This window comes from Nesterenkonia sandarakina (genome assembly GCF_014138825.1).
In the GTDB taxonomy this organism is placed as follows: Bacteria; Actinomycetota; Actinomycetes; order Actinomycetales; family Micrococcaceae; genus Nesterenkonia; species Nesterenkonia sandarakina.
This window is the reverse complement of the sequence record NZ_JACJIH010000001.1, coordinates 2,290,552-2,310,387: the sequence shown is the minus strand read 5'-3', so window position 1 is coordinate 2,310,387 and position 19,836 is coordinate 2,290,552. Positions and strand designations below refer to the sequence as shown.

At 67.7% G+C, this 19,836-nt stretch carries 15 protein-coding genes; all 15 read right to left on the bottom strand.

All coding sequences use genetic code 11. The features are described from left to right. Positions 1-90: 90 nt before the first annotated feature. The 15 genes from arfA to araB all read right to left on the bottom strand — a co-directional run bounded on the left by arfA (position 91) and on the right by araB (position 19,809). Complete coding sequence (gene arfA / locus HNR24_RS10460) at positions 91-1,647, bottom strand: arabinosylfuranosidase ArfA (protein ID WP_058887855.1); 1,557 nt, start codon at positions 1,645-1,647, stop codon at positions 91-93. Positions 1,648-1,725: 78 nt separating this feature from the next. Continuing rightward, positions 1,726-2,655, bottom strand: coding sequence for a carbohydrate ABC transporter permease (locus HNR24_RS10455; protein WP_058887856.1), 930 nt, complete (start codon positions 2,653-2,655; stop codon positions 1,726-1,728). After that, positions 2,652-3,626, bottom strand: coding sequence for a carbohydrate ABC transporter permease (locus HNR24_RS10450; RefSeq protein ID WP_232301698.1), 975 nt, complete (start codon positions 3,624-3,626; stop codon positions 2,652-2,654). Before HNR24_RS10450 ends, HNR24_RS10455 begins: the two co-directional genes overlap by 4 nt. Beyond that, a complete protein-coding gene (locus tag HNR24_RS10445) occupies positions 3,623-4,948 on the bottom strand; it encodes an extracellular solute-binding protein (protein WP_058887857.1) in 1,326 nt (441 codons plus the stop codon). The genes HNR24_RS10450 and HNR24_RS10445 overlap by 4 nt, the downstream gene beginning before the upstream one ends. Before the next feature lie 111 nt (positions 4,949-5,059). Beyond that, positions 5,060-6,121: a LacI family DNA-binding transcriptional regulator gene (locus tag HNR24_RS10440; protein ID WP_182495720.1), complete on the bottom strand. Its 1,062-nt coding sequence runs from the start codon at positions 6,119-6,121 to the stop codon at positions 5,060-5,062. A 59-nt stretch (positions 6,122-6,180) separates the two neighbouring features. After that, the gene (locus HNR24_RS10435) at positions 6,181-7,314 is read right to left on the bottom strand and encodes a Gfo/Idh/MocA family protein (RefSeq protein WP_182495719.1); all 1,134 of its coding nucleotides are present in this window, start codon (positions 7,312-7,314) and stop codon (positions 6,181-6,183) included. After that, positions 7,311-8,003, bottom strand: a complete 693-nt coding sequence (locus HNR24_RS10430) for a ThuA domain-containing protein (RefSeq protein WP_182495718.1) — start codon at positions 8,001-8,003, stop codon at positions 7,311-7,313. The genes HNR24_RS10435 and HNR24_RS10430 overlap by 4 nt, the downstream gene beginning before the upstream one ends. An 8-nt stretch (positions 8,004-8,011) precedes the next feature. Next, positions 8,012-9,244: a Gfo/Idh/MocA family protein gene (locus HNR24_RS10425; RefSeq protein ID WP_259392437.1), complete on the bottom strand. Its 1,233-nt coding sequence runs from the start codon at positions 9,242-9,244 to the stop codon at positions 8,012-8,014. A 113-nt stretch (positions 9,245-9,357) separates the two neighbouring features. Beyond that, positions 9,358-11,583 carry an SMP-30/gluconolactonase/LRE family protein gene (locus HNR24_RS14310; protein WP_182495717.1) on the bottom strand — a complete coding sequence of 742 codons (2,226 nt, stop codon included), beginning with the start codon at positions 11,581-11,583 and terminating at the stop codon, positions 9,358-9,360. Between the two features lie 156 nt (positions 11,584-11,739). After that, positions 11,740-12,921: a multiple monosaccharide ABC transporter permease gene (gene mmsB / locus HNR24_RS10415; protein WP_179441297.1), complete on the bottom strand. Its 1,182-nt coding sequence runs from the start codon at positions 12,919-12,921 to the stop codon at positions 11,740-11,742. Between the two features lie 3 nt (positions 12,922-12,924). Continuing rightward, positions 12,925-14,466, bottom strand: a complete 1,542-nt coding sequence (mmsA, locus tag HNR24_RS10410) for a multiple monosaccharide ABC transporter ATP-binding protein (RefSeq protein ID WP_182495716.1) — start codon at positions 14,464-14,466, stop codon at positions 12,925-12,927. 100 nt (positions 14,467-14,566) lie between these two features. Further along, positions 14,567-15,727: a multiple monosaccharide ABC transporter substrate-binding protein gene (gene chvE, locus HNR24_RS10405; protein WP_058887863.1), complete on the bottom strand. Its 1,161-nt coding sequence runs from the start codon at positions 15,725-15,727 to the stop codon at positions 14,567-14,569. Between the two features lie 79 nt (positions 15,728-15,806). Continuing rightward, entirely contained in the window at positions 15,807-17,372 is a 1,566-nt protein-coding gene (gene araA, locus HNR24_RS10400; protein ID WP_058888145.1) for an L-arabinose isomerase, read from the bottom strand. Positions 17,373-17,383: 11 nt separating this feature from the next. After that, entirely contained in the window at positions 17,384-18,133 is a 750-nt protein-coding gene (locus tag HNR24_RS10395) for an L-ribulose-5-phosphate 4-epimerase (protein WP_182495715.1), read from the bottom strand. Further along, the gene (araB, locus tag HNR24_RS10390; RefSeq protein ID WP_182495714.1) at positions 18,130-19,809 is read right to left on the bottom strand and encodes a ribulokinase; all 1,680 of its coding nucleotides are present in this window, start codon (positions 19,807-19,809) and stop codon (positions 18,130-18,132) included. The genes HNR24_RS10395 and araB overlap by 4 nt, the downstream gene beginning before the upstream one ends. Positions 19,810-19,836 lie beyond the last annotated feature (27 nt).

Genomic DNA, 19,836 nt, shown 5'->3' with positions numbered 1-19,836 from the left:
AGAAGTGGGGGCGGGACCCGATGCGGCGCATCCGGTCCCGCCCCCAGCTCTCACGATGCCACTGAACCCGCGATAAACCCACCTTTTCGGTCAGGCCACCTTCACCTGCACGACCGCCCAGGACAGTGCCGGCAGGCTCATGGTCACGGCGCTGCTCTGCCCGGAGTCCCCGAGCCGGACGCCCTCCAGCGGCACCAGCCCCACCGCTTCCTGGCTCTGCAGGTCATTGGCAGTGTGCCGGTCGCCGCCCTCGGGGATGGTCAGCACCTCCGCGCGCAGCACCTCGCTGGCGGTGAAGCCGCGCAGGTCCAGGGTCACGTCGGCGGCCTCCTCGAGCCCGCGGTTTGCGATGAACAGGCTCAGCACCCCGGTCTCGGCGTCGTAGGTGGCGGCCGCGTCGATCACGTCGACGTCGCCGTGCCGGGCGGTGGGCTGCTGGTCGGCATCGACCACCAGCCGCAGGATCTCTCCGGTCGCTAGCTCCGCGATCCGCGCGAAGGGCCAGAAGATGGTCTGCCGCCAGGCAGGTCCGTTCTCCTCCGACCGGATCGGGGCGATCACGTTGACCAGCTGCGCCTGGTTGGCGATCCGCACCCGGTCGCCGTGGCGCAGCAGCGAGTGCATCAGGGTGCCGACGACGACGGCATCCGTGACCGAGTATCGGTCTTCGATCAGCCGCGGGTGGCTCTTCCACTCCTTGGCCACCTGGTCCGGCTGGTCCTCGGTCTCCAGGCCCTGCTGGTACCAGACGTTCCATTCGTCGAAGGAGATGTCGATCTGTTTGGTGTGCTTGCCCGCCGCCTTGACCGCGTCGATGGTCGCGACCACTCCGTCGATGAAGCCGTCCATGTTCACCGCCTCGGCCAGGAACGAGGCGGCGTCGCCGTCGTGCTCCTGGTAGTAGGCGTGCATCGAGATGTAGTCGACCTCGTCGTAGGTGTGGGTGAGCACGGTCTGCTCCCAGGTGCCGAAGGTGGGCATCTGCTTGCCCGAGGAGCCCACGGCGACGAGTTCGATGTTAGGGTCCACCAGCTTCATCGCCTTCGCGGCCTCCTGGGCGAGGCGGCCGTACTCCTCCGCGGTCTTGTGCCCGATCTGCCACGGGCCGTCGAGCTCGTTGCCCAGGCACCAGAGCTTGATCCCGAAGGGCTCCCCGCTCGTGCCCGCGGCGGCGGCATGCTCGCGGCGCAGGTCGGACCAGTAGGTGCCGGAGGGGTGGTTGGCGTACTCCACCAGCGCCCGCGCCTCGTCCACGCCCCGGGTGCCGAGGTTGATCGCCTCCATCACCTCCATGTCCGCGCGCCTGGCCCATTCCACGAACTCATGCAGCCCGAAGGCGTTGGTCTCGATGGTGTGCCAGGCGCCGTCGATGCGCACCGGGCGGTCCTCACGCGGGCCGACCCCGTCCTCCCAGTTATAGCCCGAGACGAAGTTTCCCCCGGGGTAGCGCACCACGGTGGCGCCGAGCTCCTTGGCCAGGGCCATCACGTCCTTGCGGAACCCCTGGTCATCGGCCTCCGGGTGGCCGGGCTCATAGATCCCCGTATAGACGCAGCGGCCCATATGCTCCACGAAGGAGCCGAAGAGTCGCGGGGAGACATCGGCGATGGTGAAGTCACGGTCGACGATGATGCGGGCGTGAGACATGGTGCTCCTTGTGATCGGGGTGTGTGCTGCTGTGTGACGTCTTGCGTGCAGGGCTGCGTGTTCTGTCGGGATGATCGGTCACTGGCCGCCGAAGCCGGTGGTCGCGACCCCCTTGACGATCTGGCGCTGGTAGAAGAGGAAGACGATGACCAGGGGCAGTGCGGCGAGCACTGCCTGCGCCATGACCTGGGAGTACTGCACGCCGTAGGCGCTGAGCACGGTCTGCAGCCCGACCGGCAGGGTCATCAGGGTGGTGTCGTTGATGATCAGGAAGGGCCACAGGAAGTTGTTCCATGCCTGGATGAACACGAATATCGACACCGCTCCGAGGATCGGGCGCGAGAGCGGAAGCACCACGGAGAAGAACACCCGCAGCCGGCCTGCGCCGTCGACGCGGGCCGCGTCTTCGAGCTCCACGGGGACGGCGTCGAAGAACTTCTTCAGGATGAAGATGATCGGCGCCATCACGACCTGCGGGAGGATCAGCCCCCAGTAGGTGTCGACCATGTTGAAGGTCAGCATCTGGTAGTAGAGCGGGATGATCAGCGCCTGCGGGGGCACGATGATCGAGGCGATGACCGCCAGGAAGATCCAGCGGCTGCCCTTGAAGTCGAGCCGGGAGAAGGCGTAGGCCGCCAGCGCCGAGATCGAGACCGTGATGAGCGTGATCACCGCGGATGTCCAGAGGCTGTTGAGCGCCCAGACGTAGACGTTGCCCTCGGCGAGGATCGCTTCGTAGGCCTGGGTGGTGATCCCGTTGGGGCCGATGAGCTCGAGACCCCCGGATGCGGCGTCGGTCTCTGTCTTGAAGGAGGTCACGATGGCCCAGAGCATCGGCAGCAGCCAGAGCAGCGCCATCAATGCCAGGGCGAGGAAGGCCAAGATCCGCGCCGGGCCCAGCGGCTTCTCCCCCGGCATCCGATTGGTGCGTCTGACCTTGGTGACATCAACCGGCGCGACGTCGACCTGCGGGTCGTCGGTCCTCGTGGCGGTGGCTGTGGAACTCATGAGCTTCCCTTTCGATTCCGAAGCACGACCATCTGGAAGATGCCGACGATGAGGATCAGCACGAAGAAGATGTACGAGATGGCGGAGGCGTAGCCGAATCGGTATCCGACGAAGCCCGCCTCAAAGATGTACTGGACGATGGGACGGGAGGTCTCCGAGGAGCCACCCTCCATCATCTGATAGGCCTGGTCGAAGAGCTTGAGCGAGGCCAGCATCTGCAGCACCAGGATGACTCCGGTGACCGGTCCCAGCTGAGGGATGGTGATCGAGAACAGCTGACGCCAGGGTCCGGCTCCGTCGACGGCCGCAGCCTCATACTGCAGGGTCGGGATGTTCTGCAGCGCCGCGAGGTAGAGCAGGAAATTGAAGCCCACGGTCCACCAGATGGTGGCGATGGCGATCGAGATCAGGTCGACGTTGGCGGTCTGCAGCCAGGCGATCGGCTCGAGGCCGACTGCAGAGAGGATCTCGTTGGCCGCGCCGATCTGTGGATTGAAGATCCAGACCCAGATCTGCGAGATCACCGTGGAGGCGAGCAGGAATGGCATGAAGAAGGACAGCCGCCAGAGCCACTGCCCGGGGAGCCCGGTGTTGACCAGCAGCGCCATGATCAGTGCGAGCAGCACCAGGGGCACCGTGGTGATGAGCGTGAACCAGACGGTGTTCCCTATGGACGTCCACATGACCGGATCGGAGAGCGCCTCGGAATAGTTCCCGAGTCCGATGAAGCTGCCACCCGCTCCGGTGAGCGACTGGTCGGTCAGAGAAAGGTAGATTCCGTGGATCAGCGGCCAGATCACGAAGAGCAGGAAGGCCACCATGAACGGGCCCAGGAAGGCCCAGGCGACCAGCTGCCCACGTCGGCTCGCCTGCCCTCGAGTGGGTGAGGTGCGGCGCCCCTTGGAATCCTCTCCTGGAGCCGCCCCGGGCTCGGGACCCGCAGCGCTGCGAACTGCCATCACGTCGGTCATGACCGTCCTCCCTGTGGATTGGCGGGATTGGGCTGGGCGAGAAGATTGTCGACGTATCGACGGAACTCCTCCAGCGCCTGGTCGTACCCGCTGCCGGATGTGATCGCACTGCCGACGATCTGACCGAACTGCTGAACGAAGTTGGACCCGGAACCGGTGAACCAGGCCACCGGGTCATAGACCAGATAGTCCGCCGCCTCGGCGTACTCCGCCTGCGGAGTGAGCTCGGCGTAGTCCTCGTTCTCGGTGACGGGAAGGTAGGCGGGTATATGCCCGGCACCAGCCCAGGTGATCGAGTTCTTCAACAGCTCTGCGACCACGGTGTACGTGTCGCGGCGCATCTGTTGATCAGGGTTGGCCTGGTGCGGCAGGACGAACGAGTGCGAGTCCGCATAGACCGCCTCGTCGCCGAAGATCGGAGGAATCATGGTCGCACCCAGCGGGACCCCAGCCTCCTGCATCGGGGGAAGTTCCCAGACACCGGTGAAATGCATCCCCGTCCGCTGCGCGGCGAATTCAGCGACGGCGGCGTCGATGGTCCCACGTTGAGAGGCGACCTCACCATCGACAAGTCGGTGCATGAACTCCAGCACGGCGACGAACGCGTCGCCGTCCACCTCGACAGATCCTCCCTGGGGGAAAGTCATCTGCTGCCCGTGCTGACAGTAGAGCGTGTAGAAGAGCCGCCACATCTGGTTCCCGTCCCCGATGAACCCGTAGGAGAGTCCGTAGGTGCCGGTGACGCCGGCGATCTCCCGACCCATCTCGAGGAAGTCCTCCGGATTGTCGGGCCGCATGAGCTGCCCGTCGGAGTTCAACACTCCGGCTTCCTCACAGATCTCGGTGTTGTACAGCGTGATGAAGGGGTGCGCGTCCAGTGCGACGCTGTAGACCTCCCCGTCCACCACGCTGGAGTTCCAGACGGGATCCGTGAAAGTGGACTCCGAGACCCCGAGTTCAGTCAGCTGATTCAGGTCCCAGGGGTCGAGAAGTCCGCCGGGGACATACCCGGAGACCCGGGAGGAGTGCATGACTGCGAGATCCGGTGCCCGCCCACCCGCACCGGCCATCGCCAGCTTGGTGTAATACGGGGCACCCCAGGCCAGCACGGTGGGCCGCACGTGAAAGCCACCGTGTGCCGCATTGATGCGGTCGATCATGCCCTGCATCGTGATGCCGTCACCGCCGCTGAGCAGGTGCCAGAACTGCAGGGTCGTGGTCTGTGAACCCTGAGCCGGGGTGCAGCCCGCGAGGGCCGCCAGACCTGCCGTCGCCAGGCCACCGGCAAGGACGCTTCGGCGATTGATGCGCGTGTCGATCATGAGTCACCACTTACGGACGTACGCGGAGTCAAGCTCCGCCATCCGGAGCCTGCGTCTTTTACATCGATGTAAAGACTGCACCCATCCTACACAGATGTGGTGCGGGTCACACTAGTTTTCGGAGTTTCTTCCGGAGAACCCTGCTGGAGGGCCGGTGGTGCTGGCTCGGGCGAGAAGCTCGTAGGGCATCTCCACCGCTCGCGGCGGCAGCGTGCGGTCCCGCATCCGGGAGGTCAGCAGGTCCAGCGCCGCATGGGCGTAGTCCTCGTGATCGAAGCCGATAGTGGTCAGCGGGGTTCCCGCAAATCGGGCGTGTTCGACGTCGTCGAAGCCGCAGACCAGCACGTCTTCGGGCAGCCGCGCACCCCAGCTGCGCAGCTCATGCATGGCCCCCAGGGCGATGGAGTCCGTGAAGGCCAGGACCGCGTCGAACGGGGCGCCGCGCTGCAGGATCTCCCGCATGCCGGCGGCTCCCCCGGCGATGGTCCATTCCGGCACCTCCACCTGCAGCTGCGCGAGTGCAGGGAGCCCGGCCTCGGTGAGGCCGGAGAGGTAGCCGCGCAGTCGCTGCCCCTGGGTGGCCTTGTCCAGGCCCGTCCCGGACTCCGCGCCGCCCAGGGAGACGATCCGGCGCGCGCCGCGGGCCAGCAGGTGGCGGACCGCGTCGCGGGCCGCGTCGCGGGAGTTGATGAACACCCGATCCGTGCGGTGCTGCTCCACCTCGCCGATCAGCACGATCGGCGGCAGATGGTCCAGGTGCTCCACCACGCTGTCCTGCAGCCGCACCGGGTTCAGCACCATGCCGTCGATCAGGTGCGTCCGGGCGCGGGTGACCAGGTCATGCTCGCGGCCCGGCTCTGCCGCCGTCTCCTCCACCTGCACCACCAGGCCGCGCGTATGGGCGGCCTCCACCACGGCATGGGTCATGCTGGCGGAGAAGGCGGCACGCAGGTCTGGCAGCGCCAGCCCGATCACCCCGGAGCGGCCGTTGCGCAGTCCGCGGGCGCTGAGGTTGGGCACGAAGTCCAGCTCACGCATCGCCCGCTCCACGCGCTGCCGGGTGGGTTCGCGCACCTGCGCGGTGCCGGTGAGCACGTTGGAGACCGTCTTGGGAGAGACTCCGGCGCGTTCGGCGACATCGCGCATCGTCGGGCGGGAACTGGACGGGGACATGCCCTCAGCCTAGGCCGCCCGCGCCGGGATTGGACCGCGCGGGGATCGAACCGCGGGACTCATCGCGGATCCAGCGGCACCGCGCTGGGTCGATCTGCCCGCGAGCTGATGGTCACCGAGGCTCCGGTCTCCGCGGCGGTGAGCACCCCGGCCATCACCTCGAGCACATGCAGCCCCAGAGCTCCCTGCGCCCGGCCGAGGGTGGGGTCGCCGTCAAAGGCGCCGGACCAGAGCAGATCGGCCAGGCCGTAGCCCCGTCCCGCCTGGACGTAGCCGCCCGCGGTCTGCACCGGCTGCCATTCGTTCCGGTCGCGGGCGAGAAGGACCTCACCGGCGAAGTGGTTCGGGTCCGGGACCGCCATGGAGGCTTCCGTGCCGTGGACCTCGATCGGCGGCGCCTGGCTGGCGGTGCCGTCGAAGCTCATCACCAGGGTGGAGATGGCACCGGATTCATGGATCAGCGCCCCGGTGATGTGGCTCGGGGTGCTCACGGGCAGCTTCTCTCCGGCTCGGGGGCCGGATCCGATCTCCCGCTCGGTGCGCAGCGCGCTGGAGGCGCCGATGACCGAGGTCACCGGTCCCAGCAGCGTGATCAGGCTGGTGACGTAGTAGGGCCCCATGTCCAGCAGCGGCCCGCCGCCGGGCTGGTAGTAGAAGTCCGGGTTGGGGTGCCAGCTCTCGTGGCCGGCGGTGACCATGGTGGCCACCGCGCTGATCGGGGTGCCGATCTGCCCGGCGTCCACGGCAGCGCGTGCGGTCTGCACTCCGGTGCCGAGCACCGTGTCCGGTGCGCTGCCCATGACCACTCCGGCGGTCTCGGCGGCGGCGAGCATCTGCTGCCCCTGCGCCACGGTCGCGGCGAAGGGCTTCTCCACATAGACCCCCTTGCCCGCGGCGATGGCGGCCAGGGAGGTCTCGGCGTGGGCCCGCGGGATGGTCAGGTTGATCACGGCTTCGACCTCCGGGGAGGCCAGGAGCTCATCCACACTCATGCCCTGGGCCCCGCCGGCTTCGGCCACCTGGCGTGCCCGGTCCAGGTCGAGGTCGGCGACACCGACCAGGTTCAGGTCTTCGAGCCGGTTCAGCGTCTGCAGATACTGTCCGCTGATGTTTCCGGCCCCGATGAGCCCGACGTTGAGCCTGCGCTGGGATCCGTCCTGTGACCGATCCTGGGATTCTGTGGCGGCGCTCATCGGCTGGCCCAGAGCATGCCGCGCTCGATCATGGTGCGCACGTTCGGGTTCTGAAGCACCTCGACCCGGTGCCCCGGTGTGGACACGAAGACCCGGCCCTGGCCCCAGCGCCGGGTCCAGATCGCCGGGTTCACATGCGGGCGCTCCCAGTCGTCGAAGTCGCGCTTGGGCAGCGTGGTGGTGGCGAGGATGTCGATGAGCTGGTCGTGGAGCACCCAGTACTGCTCGGTGACCAGGTCGAAGCTCTCGATGCCGGCGGTGATCGGGTGATCGGCGGCCTCAGGGGCGATGTCGATCCGATGCGGGGTGTAGTAGTCGGACTGCTCGCCGGTGCGCTCATCCGGGTGCACCGCCGGGTGGTGGGCGAACTGGCCGCCGATCAGCTGCAGGTATCCGTCGCTGGCCCGGTAGGAGTCGGCGATGCCGCCGTGCCATCCGGCCAGTCCGGTGCCGGCGGCGACGGCGGCGCGCAGGCCCTCGAGCTGGTCCTTCTCGATGGTGGACATGGTCATGCACTGCACGATCAGGTCGGCCGAGCCCATGGTGGCGGCGTCGGCGTAGATCTCCGGGGATTCGTGGATCGCCACCTGGTAGCCGTTGGCCTCCAGGAACGGCAGGAAGAACTCGGTGGCCTCCACGGGCTGGTGCCCGTCCCAGCCGCCGCGGACGATGAGGGCGCTCTTGGTCATGGTCTCTCTCAGTCTTGTGAGTCGGGTCGGTCTACCGAGGTGTATCGGCTGGCGTTGCGCGCGCTGGTTTCCACGGCGTGGAGCACGCGCTGGACCTTCAGCGCCTCGGCGAAATCGGGGCGCGCAGCGGTGTCCGCCTGAAGTGCGGCGACGACGTCGGCCACCTGGTGCACGAAGAGGTCCCCGTAGCCCAGGCCGTGGCCCACCGGCCACCAACGATCGGTATATGGATGCACCGCGTCGGTGACCTGGATGGTGCGGAAGCCCTGGGCTGCCTGGTCGTCGCGGGCGTCGAAGTACTCAAGGGTGTTCATCGACTCGAAGTCGAAGGCGATCGAGCCTGAGCTGCCGTTGATCTCCAGCCGGTTGGCGTTACGTCGACCCTGGGCGAACCGGGTGGCCTCGAAGACGCCGATCGCGCCGCCGTCGAACCGGGCGGTGAAGGCCGCGGCGTCGTCGACCGTCACCGGACCGCGACGGGCGCCGGCTTCGGCACTGCCACCGAGGCCCTCCGCGGTGCCGGCCAGCGGTCGGGTCTCCACGAAGGTGTGCAGCATCGCCGAGACACCCTCGATGAGCTGTCCGGAGACCCACTGGGCGGCGTCCACGGAATGCGCGCCGATGTCTCCGAGCGCCCCGCTTCCGGCCTTGTCCTTCTCCAGCCGCCAGTTCAACGGGGTGTCGGCGTCGCTGAGCCAGTCCTGCAGGTACTGGGCGCGCACGTGCCGGATCTCACCGAGCCGGCCCTCCTCCACGAAGCGCTTCGCCAGCGCCAGCGCGGGGGTGCGGCGGTAGCTGAAGCCGCAGAAGGTCCGGACTCCGTGGGCCGCGGCCCGTTCTGCGGCCGCAGTCATCGCCTCGGCCTCGGCCACAGAGTTCGCCAGCGGCTTCTCACACAGCACGTGCTTGCCTGCGGCCAGGGCCGCCAGGGCGATCTCGGCGTGGGTGTTGCCCGGAGTGCAGATGTCGACGACGTCGATGTCCTCGCGCTCCACGGCGCGTCGCCAGTCGGTCTCGATCTCTGCGATCTCCAGGCGGTCCGCGGCGGCCCGGGTGCGGGCCTCGTCCCGACCCACGAGCAGGGCGAGCTCAGGTGGACCCGCCATGGGGAAGAACCGCGGCGCGGTCCGCCAGGCGTGGGTGTGGGCGACACCCATGAACGCGTGGCCGATGATGGCCACCCGCAGCGGGCGTTCGGCGGACCTCGGGGCGGGCTGGTGAACTTCGGTGGACTCGGTCAATCGGACTCCTCGGCAGCAGCAGGAATGTGATCCGCGTCAACCTTACGCCCTGTGGCGCAAAACACATCACCGCGCAACTAAATTGGTCGCCCCTGTTCAGCGGCGAGCCACCGCTAGTCGCGCGGCTCCGATCCGAAGAGCATCTCTTCTAAGAACGCGTTGCGGAACGTGCCCTTCGGATCCAGCTCCTTCGCCAAGCGGGTGAAGTCACCCAGCCGGGGGTAGTGGCTGGCGATCTCGGTGGTGGCGAACCGCTTGCCCCAGTGCGGCCGGGCCCCGAGCGGGAGCAGCTGCTCCTCGAGCCGGGGCAGCAGCGCGGCGACCTCCACCTCTCGCTGGAGCCAGGTGAAGTGGAACCCGACGGTCTCCCGCCCGGAGGCCCCGCTGAGCCACTGCTCGTCGGCGGCCATGGTGCGGATCTCGCTGATCAGCAGCAGCGGCTCGATCTCCGCGGCGAGCGCACGCATCCGGCGCAGACCCTCCACCGCGTTCTCGCGGGGAAGCAGATACTCGCTCTGCAGCTCGTCGCCATTGCTGGGGGTGAAGTCCAGCCGGAAGTGCGGCAGGCGCTGGTCCCAGCTGCCCCACCGTCCGCCTTGTTCGGTGGCGAACTCGGGCGGGCCTCCGGCGAGGCCGATGTCCTTCCGGCGAGCGCTCACACCGAGCACCTCGGCTGGGGGCTCCTCGGTGGACTTCATCCAGACCAGCCCGAAGTGCTCATCAGCCCAGCGGGTGAAGAGACTGACGCTGTAGGCCGCACCGGTGAGCTCCTCGAAGTTCTCCAGCACGCCCTCCCAGCTGACGCCTTCGTAGATGTCCTGGCGGACCTGGAAGCTGGGTATCACCTCGAGGGTCAGCGTGGTGACGATCCCGAGGGCACCCAGGCTGACCACCGCGCCGTCGAAGTCTGCCTCGCCGCGACGGAAGGTGCGCAGGCTGCCGTCGGCGAGGACCATCTCCAGGCTGCGCACCGAGGAGGCCAGCGGCGGGTTGCGGTCGCCGGAGCCATGGGTGCCGGTGGCCACTGACCCTGCCACGGTGATGTGCGGCAGCGAGGCCATGTTCGGCAGCGCCCAGCCCTCGGCCTGCAGCGACGCCGCAAGGTCCCCGTAGCGGGTGGCCGCGTCGAAGGTGACGGTGCGCGCCTCGGTGTCGAGGACGAAGACCCGCGGCATCTCGGTCAGCGTGATCAGGGTGCCGGTGGTGTCGGCCACGGAGCTGAAGCTGTGTCGGCTGCCCAACGCCTTGACCTGGTCTGACTCGGCGACCAGCTGGGCCAGCTCATCGATCGAGCGCGGGCGCTCCAGCCGGGTGCTGGAGTAGGTGAGGTTCCCGGCCCAGTTGGACTGAGGCTCCTGCTCGGGTCCGGGACGGTAGCTCACCGCGGGGCGCCCCGCGACGCTGACCTCGGCGGTGATCACCCGACCGTCGTGGTCGGTGGGCTCATCGAGGTGCTGGGTGGCGGAGGTGACCATCACCCGGTAGGGCGGTGCGGCGCTGAGCGCGATGGAGGTGGGCTGGCGCACCGGCACCTCGATGCGCTCGAGGAGCTCCCCGGCGGGTGAGTAGCGGTGCAGGCAGGAGGCTCCCCAGACCGCGGACCACAGGCAGTCCTCGGCGTCGACGGTCATCCCGTCGGGGCCGCCCTCGCTGATGTGGATGAAGTCCTCCCCGGCGTCGAGCGCACCGGTGGCGATGTCCACCCGGTAGCGCCGGATCCATCCGGTGGGGGTGTCGGAGAGGTACATGGTGGCGCCATCGGCGCTGAACGCCGGGCCGTTGGGGATGGCCAGGTCCTCGAGCACGACGTGGATAGACCCGTCGGGGTCCAGGCGCAGCAGGAAGCCCTGCCCGGCGTCGCCGTCATAGGCCATGGCTCCGGCCCAGAACCGGCCGTGCGGGTCGGCCACGGCGTCGTTCATCCGCAGCGGCACCGCGGAGCGCCCGGCAGCCGGCTCCCCCAGGGATTCCAGCACCTGCAGCTCGCCGCTGGCGGAGCGCTCCAGCAGCGCCAGGCCCTCACCCCGCGCGGCCACCCACTGACCCTCCGGGGCGGAGCTGTGCTGACGCACCGGGGCCACCGCGCCGAGCGGCTCGGTCAGGCTGCCCTGCAGGGTCAGCCCGGAACCGGGCTCGGCCGAGGTGGAGTACATCCGACCGTCCAGGATGTCGACCAGCACGAAGGGGTGCGCGGCGGTGCCCGGCCGTTCCTTCTCTGGGACCGGGCTGACGCCGGTCTCCAGGAAGCGTGCGCCCTCGCCCAGGACGAGCCGCCGCTCGTCCACGGGCGCCCAGGCGCTGCGGATGACCGATGTGTGCTGTTCGGAATCGATGCTCATTCCCTCATACTTCCAGAAGTAGGCGGCGTCACTTTGCGCGGCATTTCATCGAGACGACATCGAGTGTGCGATATGCGCGCAATTCCTGCCCAGAAGGGCTGAAGATCGCGCACGGTTCGCACACTCGATGTCGTCACGTGGAGCTGACCCGCAGCATCAGGCGCTCACGGAGGACCGTTTCTTGCTCCAGACGTCGAAGGCCACGGCGAGCACCAGGACCACGCCGCGCACCACGTTCTGGGTGGACTGGTCGATGCCCAGGATCTGCATGCCGTTGGACATCACCGCCATGATCAGGCCGCCGATGATCGCGCCCTGGACCTTGCCCACACCGCCGGTGACCGCCGCGCCGCCGATGAAGGCGGCCGCGATGGCGTCGAGCTCGAACATGTTGCCCGCCGCCGGCTGGGCGGAGTTCGACCGTGCCGAATAGACGATCCCGGCGATGGCCGCCAGCACACCCATGTTGACGAAGAGCAGGAAGTTCACCCGCTTGGTCTTCACCCCGGAGAGCTTCGCGGCGTCGAGGTTGCCGCCCATGGCGTAGATGTGCCGCCCGAAGACGGTGCGCTGGGTGACGAATCCGTAGATCAGCACCAGCGCGGCGAGCAGGATCAGCACGATGGGCATGCCGCGGGCGTTGGCCAGCTGCCAGCCGAAGGCCATGATCACGGCCGCCACTGCGAGCACCCGGATCGCGAAGAGCCACAGCGCCTCCACCGGCTGCTTGTACTCAAGCTTGCGCATCCGCACCCGCCACTGCTGGACGCCGAAGCCGGCCGCGGCCAGGGCGAAGATCAGCAGGGTGAAGACGTCATAGCCGGGGCCGCCGAGCAGTCCGTTGAGGAAGCCGCCGGCGATCTGCCGGTACTCGTTGGGGAACGGGGAGAGAGAGACGTTGTCCAGCACCTGCATGGCCAGTCCGCGGAAGATCAGCATCCCGGCCAGGGTGACGATGAACGCCGGGATCCCCACGATCGCCACCCAGAAGCCCTGCCAGATGCCCACCAGGACACCGGTGATGAGCGCGGCGATGATCCCGACCCACCAGGGCATCCCTTCCCGGATCACCACGACGGCGGCCACCGCACCGGTCAGTGCCACCACGGAGCCCACCGAGAGGTCGATGTGACCGGCGACGATGATCATCACCATGCCGATGGCGAGGATCAGGATGTAGGAGTACTGCAGCACCAGGTTGGTGATGTTTCCGGGGCTGAGCAGCGTGCCGCCGGTGAGCACCGTGAAGAGCAGCACGATGAACACGAAGGCGATATAGATGCCGCTCTGACGCAGATTCCGCGTCATGAGCTCCAAGAGATTTGATGTACCGGTCATGCCTCAGTCCCTCTCCATAGTCATAAGCTCCATGAGGCGCTCCTGGGTGGCCTCTTCCACGGGAAGCTGCCCGGTGATCCGCCCGGCGGAGAGCGCGTAGACGCGGTCGCACATGCCGAGCACCTCGGGCAGCTCGGAGGAGATGACGATGATCGCCTTCCCCGAGGCAGCCAGCTTGTTGATGATTGAATAGATCTCGTACTTCGCGCCGACGTCGATGCCGCGGGTGGGCTCATCCAGGATGAGCAGCTCGGGCTCGGTGTAGAGCCACTTGCTCAGCACCACCTTCTGCTGGTTGCCTCCGGAGAGCTTGCCCATGACGGAGAGGACCGTCGGTGCCTTGATGTTCATCGAGCTGCGGTAGCGCTCAGCCACCGCGATCTCCTCGTTGCCGTTGATCCAGCCGCGCGGGCCGACCCGCTTCAGGGCGGCGGCGGTGACGTTGCGCCGGATGTCGTCGATCAGGTTCAGCCCGTAGCGCTTGCGATCCTCGCTGACATAGGCGATGCCCGCCTTGATGGCATCGGCCACGGTCTCGATCTTCACGGGCTTCTTGTGCATGTACACCGTGCCGCTGATGTCGCGTCCGTAGGACTTCCCGAACACGCTCATCGCCAGCTCGGTCCTGCCGGCACCCATGAGTCCCGCGATGCCGACCACCTCCCCGGCGCGCACGTTCAGCGAAGCCCCTTCGACGACCTTGCGATCCCGCTGGGTGGGGTGGGTGACGTGCCAGTCCTCAACCCGGAACACCTCCTCGCCTAAGGTCACATCGCGCTCCGGGTACATGTTCTCCATGTCCCGGCCGACCATGCCCCGGATGATCCGACGGGTGAGGTCCTCCCCGTTGCGGGTGGCCTCGGCCATGTCGATGGTCTCCACCGTGCCGCCGTCTCGGATCACCGTGGTGGAGTCGGCCACGGCCGCGATCTCGCCGAGCTTGTGCGAGATGATGATGCAGGTGACGCCCTCATCGCGCAGATCCCGGATCAGCCCGAGCAGGTGAGCGGAGTCGTCGTCGTTCAGCGCGGCCGTGGGCTCGTCGAGGATCAGCAGCCTCACGTTCTTGCTCAGCGCCTTGGCGATCTCCACGAGTTGCTGCTTGCCCACTCCGAGGTGACCCACCGGGGTGACCGGGTTCTCGGCCAGGCCGACCTTCTCCATCAGCCGCACCGCCTCGGAGTTGACCTCGTGCCAGTTGATGATCCCTGCCGTGGCCTTCTCGTTGCCCAGAAAGATGTTCTCCGCCACCGAGAGGTGCGGCACCAGGGCCAGCTCCTGGTGGATGATCACGATGCCCAGGGCCTCGGAGTCGTTGATCGAGGAGAAGCTCACCTGCTCGCCCTCGAAGTGGATCTCGCCCTCGTAGGTGCCCGCCGGGTAGAGCCCGGAGAGCACCTTCATCAGCGTGGACTTCCCGGCCCCGTTCTCGCCGCAGACCGCGTGGATCTCCCCCCGACGCACCTGAAGGTTCACGTCGTCCAGCGCCACCACCCCAGGAAACTTCTTGGTGATGGAGCGCATCTCGAGGATGTTCTCGTTCATGGGCCCTCCTTAGGACCTCTGCCTCAGGGCGGGCCCGGGTGCAGACCCGGGCCCGCCCTGGAGCCGGTGAGCGATGCTCAGCTCAGATAATCGGATGAGATCAGAGCTGGCCGGACTCGACCTGTTCCTCGGTGTAGTACTCGGAGTCCACCAGGATCTCCTCGTAGTTGTCCTGCAGGATCATCTCCACCGGCAGCAGGTAGGAGGGGATGACCGCGGAGCCGTTGTCGTAGCTCTCGGTGTCGTTGGCCTCGGGCTCCTCCCCGCTGAGGAAGGTGTCTGCAGCGTTGACGGCCTGCTCGGCGAGCAGTCGGGTGTCCTTGAAGATGGTGGAGTGCTGCACCCCGTCGGCGATCAGCGAGACCGAGGCGATCTCGGCGTCCTGACCGGTCACGATCGGCAGTCCGTCTTCGATGGTGTCGCCCAAACCGTCGCTGCGCAGCGCCTGGATGATGCCGCGGGAGAGCGGATCCGCCGGTGCCAGGACGCCGTGGAGCTCTTCGCCGCCGCTGTAGGTGCTGGTGAGCAGGTTCTCCATGCGTTCCTGAGCGGTCTCCTGCTCCCAACGCTGGGTGGCGGCCTGCTCGATGGTGGTCTGACCCGAGGGCACCGCGATGGTCTCGTCCTCGATATAGGGCTCGAGCACATCCATGGCACCGTCCCAGAAGAACCGGGCGTTGTTGTCATCGAGTGACCCGGCGAAGAGCTCCACGTTCAGCGTCTCCTCCGGGGCGTCCTCGGCGGGCTCGAAGTCCTCATCGAGCACGCCCAGACCGTAGAGCAGCGCGTTGGCCTGGTTCTGGCCCACCGCGAAGTTGTCGAAGGTGACGTAGAAGTCGACGTTCTCACTGTTGGTCAGCAGCCGGTCGTAGGAGATCACCGGGATGTCGGCCGCGTCGGCGGCGTCGAGCTGACTGGTCAGCGAGGAGCCGTCGATCGAGGCGATGATCAGCGCGTCGACCTCCTGGGTGATCATCTGGTCGATCTGCTGCTGCTGGGTGGGGATGTCGTCATTGGCGAACTGCAGGTCAGCGGTGTAGCCGAGCTCCTCCAGGCCTTCCTCCACGGAGGCGCCGTCGTTGACCCAGCGCTCGTAGGTCTGAGTCGGCATCGCGACGCCGACGGTCATGTCCTCCGGTGCGGCGTCGCCGCCGCCGGCGTCATCGCCGCCGTCGCTGCCAGCGCCTCCGCCGGAGCATGCGGTGAGGCCCAGAACCAGGACCGCCGAGACGCCCAACATCTTCATTGATCGGTTGTGCATGATGCTTTCCTCCTGAGAAGTGATGTCTGCCGGTGCGGCAGGCACGTGGTGCGAATGAGTGGGTCTTGTGCGCGCCGGCTCAGAGGCCCTGCGCAAGTCGGTGATAGGCCGCGTTGAAGCGCAGCTCCTTCGCGAAGCCGCGGGCCGTGGTGCCCGCATCGATGACCGCCAGCTCCATGCCGGCGATCTCGGCGAGGTCCTCGAATGCCTGCAGGCCCGCAGCGGTGGAGAGCACGGTGTGGTGCGCGGCCCCGGCGGTGAGCCAGCACGCAGCCGAGGTCGCGAAGTCAGGGCGCGGCTCCCACACCGCGCGGGCCACCGGAAGGTTCGGCAGCGGCTCGTCCGGGGCCACCAGGTCCACCAGGTTCGCGGTGAGCCGGAAGCGTTCGCGCAGATCAGACATGGCGACGACGACGCCCTCGCCGGGATCGGTGTCGAAGACCATCCGGACCGGGTCCTCCCGGTCCCCGATGCCCAGCGGGTGGATCTCGATCCGCGGAGTGGAGGTGGTCAGCGAGGGGCAGATCTCCAACATGTGCGCACCGAGGATCTTCTCCTTCCCCGGGGTCATCTCGTAGGTGTAGTCCTCCATCAGCGAGGCACCACCGGGCAGACCGTGGCCCATGACCTTCGCGGCGCGGACCAACAGGGCGGTCTTCCAGTCGCCCTCCGCGCCGAAGCCGTAGCCGGATTCCATCAGCCGCTGCACCGCCAGGCCGGGGAGCTGGCGCAGTCCACCCAGGTCCTCGAAGTTCGTGGTGAAGGCGGAGAACCCGCCCTCTTCAAGGAAGGAGCGCATCCCAGCCTCCTGCCGGGCCGCGTAGGCCAGGGACTCCCTGCGGGCGCCACCTTCCCTCAGTTCGGCGGTGACCTCGTAGTGCGCGTCGTATTCGGCCAGCAGCGCCTGGACCTGATCCTCGGTGACCGCCTCGACCCGTTCCACCAGGTCGTTGACCGCCCAGGTGTTGATCGAGGTGCCCAGCCGGATCTCGGCCTCGGTCTTGTCCCCCTCGGTGACCGCGACGTTGCGCATATTGTCCCCGAACCGGCACACCCGCATGTTCGCCAACGCGTTCCACCCGGCAGCGGCGCGCGCCCAGGCGCCCACCTCCCCCTGCACCCGAGGGTCGCTGCTGTGTCCGACCACGGTCTTCCGTCGGACTCCGGTGCGGGTGGCGATGTAGCCGAACTCCCGGTCCCCGTGGGCGGCCTGGTTCAGGTTCATGAAGTCCATGTCGATCTCTGCCCAGGGCAGCGCCATGTTCGCCTGGGTGTGGAAGTGCAGCAGCGGCTTCGCCAGCGCCTCGAGCCCGGCGATCCACATCTTCGCCGGAGAGAAGGTATGCATCCACACGATCACCCCGAGGCAGTTCTCATCGGCGTTCGCGGCCAGCGCGGCCTGCTTGATCGCGTCACGTTCGGTGAGCACCGGCTTCCACAGGATCTGCACCGGGACCTCACCGGCGGCGTCCAGCGCGTCGCTGACCTGCCGGGACTGCTCGGCGACCTGATCCAGGGTCTCTGGACCATAGAGCCCCTGGGATCCGGTGAGGAACCAGAGGGTCTTGCCCGCGAAGGGAGCAGCGAACGAGGAGGCCGACGGCGCCGAGTCGGAGGTGCTGGGAGTCTCAACTGCTGGGCTCATGCCGCTGGCGCTCATGTGTTGTCCTTCTGACCATAGACGTTCTGATACCGCGCGTAGAGCGCGTCGATCTGGTGCTGCGCGATCCGCTCGGGATTCCCGTAGGCGCGGGCGAAGTGCACTGTGCGCGCGACCTCCTCGCAGAGCACCGCGGCCTTCACCGCCTCTTTGGCGTCGGCCCCGATGGTGAAGGGCCCGTGCCGGTCCATCAGCACCGCCTTGGAACGGGATGCCTGCAGGGTCTGCACGATCCTGCGGCCGATGGAGTCATCCCCGATCAGCGCGAAGGGCCCGATGGGGATGTCTCCGCCGAACTCGTCGGCCATCATGGTCAGCACGCAGGGGATCGATTCGCCCCGGGCCGCCCAGGAGGTCGCATAGGAGGAATGGGTGTGAACCACGCCACCGACGTGGGACATGTGCCGGTAGACGTAGGCATGCGCGGCGGTGTCGGAGGAGGGGGAGAGCCCGATGGAGGTGTCGTCGTCGATCTTGACCCCGTCCAGGGTGCAGACCACCATGTTCGACGCGTTCAGCTCGTCGTAGCTGACCCCGGAGGGCTTGATCACGAACACCGCGGAGAGCCCGTCGGGGCCGACCTGATCGTGATCAGCAAGCTCGACCCGCGCCGAGACGTTGCCTGCGGTCCAGGCCACCAGGTCATTGCGCGGGAGCTCCGCGTGCAGCCCGGCCACGGTCTCCCGCGCCGCGGCGATGGCCTCCTGGGCGGAGGCCGAGAAATCGTTCAGATGCAGGGCATTCATGCGCTGACCTCCTGCTGATGGGCGCGACGCCGGATGGCCTTGAGCCGGCGCATGACGTCGTCTCCGCCGCGCCCGAAGTGATCGTGCAATCCCCGGTACTCCGCGTAGAGCTCGTCGTAGGCCGCCACCGCCTCAGGCTGCGGGGTGTAGGCGTTCTTCCGGCGTCCACCCATGACCGACCCGGCGGTGGAGGCGTCCGGGTAGGCCCCCGCGGCGACCGCGGCGTGGATGGCCGAGCCCAGCGCGGGTCCCTGCGTGGAGATGATGGTGGAGATCGGCAGCCCGGTGATATCGGCGTAGAGCTGCATCAGGAACGGATTGCGCAGCAGCCCGCCGGCGACGACCAGCTCGGTCACCGGGACCCCGGAGCTGTTGAAGGCCTCGATGATGGTTCGCGTGCCGAAGGCCGTGGACTCCAGCAGGGCGCGGTACACGTCCTCGGGCCTGGTGGCCAGGGTCACCCCGAGCAGCAGGCCGGAGAGCTCGTGGTCCACCAGCACCGATCGGTTCCCGGAGTGCCAGTCCAGGGCCACCAGCCCGTGCGCCCCGACCGGTTGGGCGGCGGCCTTCTCGGTGAGCAGCTCATGGACGCTGAGCCCGCGGCGCTCGGCCTCGGTGCTGACCCGTCCCGGAACCTGGTGCTCCACATACCAGGCGAAGATGTCCCCGACTCCGGACTGTCCGGCCTCATAGCCCCACAGCCCGGCAGTGATCCCACCGTGGACGGCGCCGCACATGCCCGGCACCTCCGCCAGCCGGTCCCCGTTCATCACATGACAGGTGGAGGTGCCCATGATCGCGACCATCTGTCCCGGGGCCACCGCGTCGGCGGCGGGTGCGGTGACGTGGGCGTCGACGTTGCCCACGGCCACGGCGATGCCCTCGGGCAGCCCGGTCCATACGGCCGCCGCGGCGCTGAGGCCCCCGGCGCGCTCCCCCAGCTGACCGATCCGATGATCGAGCTTCTCGGCGACGAACCCGGAGAACCCGGGGTTCAGCGCACGCAGGAAGTCCGGGGCCGGGTAGCTGCCGTCCTGGTAGATCCCCTTATAGCCCGCAGTGCAGGCGTTGCGCACGTATTCTCCGGTCAGCTGCCAGACGATCCAGTCGGCGGCCTCCACCCAGTGATCCATCACGGCGTAGATCTCCGGGTCCTCCTCAAGGACCTGGAGTCCCTTGGCGAACTCCCACTCCGAGGAGATGAACCCGCCGTAGCGTCCGATCCAGGATTCCGCGCGGGAATGGGCGAGCTCGTTGATCCGGTCGGCCTGAGCCTGGGCCGCGTGGTGCTTCCAGAGCTTGACGTAGGCATGGGGTCGATCGGCGTACTCCTTCAGCTCGCTGAGCGGAGTGCCCTCGGTCGTGGTCGGCACCATGGTGCAGGCGGTGAAGTCGGTGGCGATGCCGATGACCTGGCCGGGGTCGACGCCGGCGTCACGCAGGGCCGCCGGCACGGCGATCTTGAGCACCTCGACGTAGTCGCCAGGAACCTGCAGCGCCCACTCTGGGGGCAGCGGCTCTCCGCGGTGGGCGGTGAGCGCCTCGTCCATGACCCCGTGGGCGTATTCGTGGACGGCAGAGCCCAGCTCCGCTCCGTCGCTGACCCGGACCACCAGGGCCCGACCGGAGAGTGTGCCGTAGTCAACACCGATGACGACTGCATCCGCAGTAGACATTGAACACCGTTCTTCCTCGAACTGAAA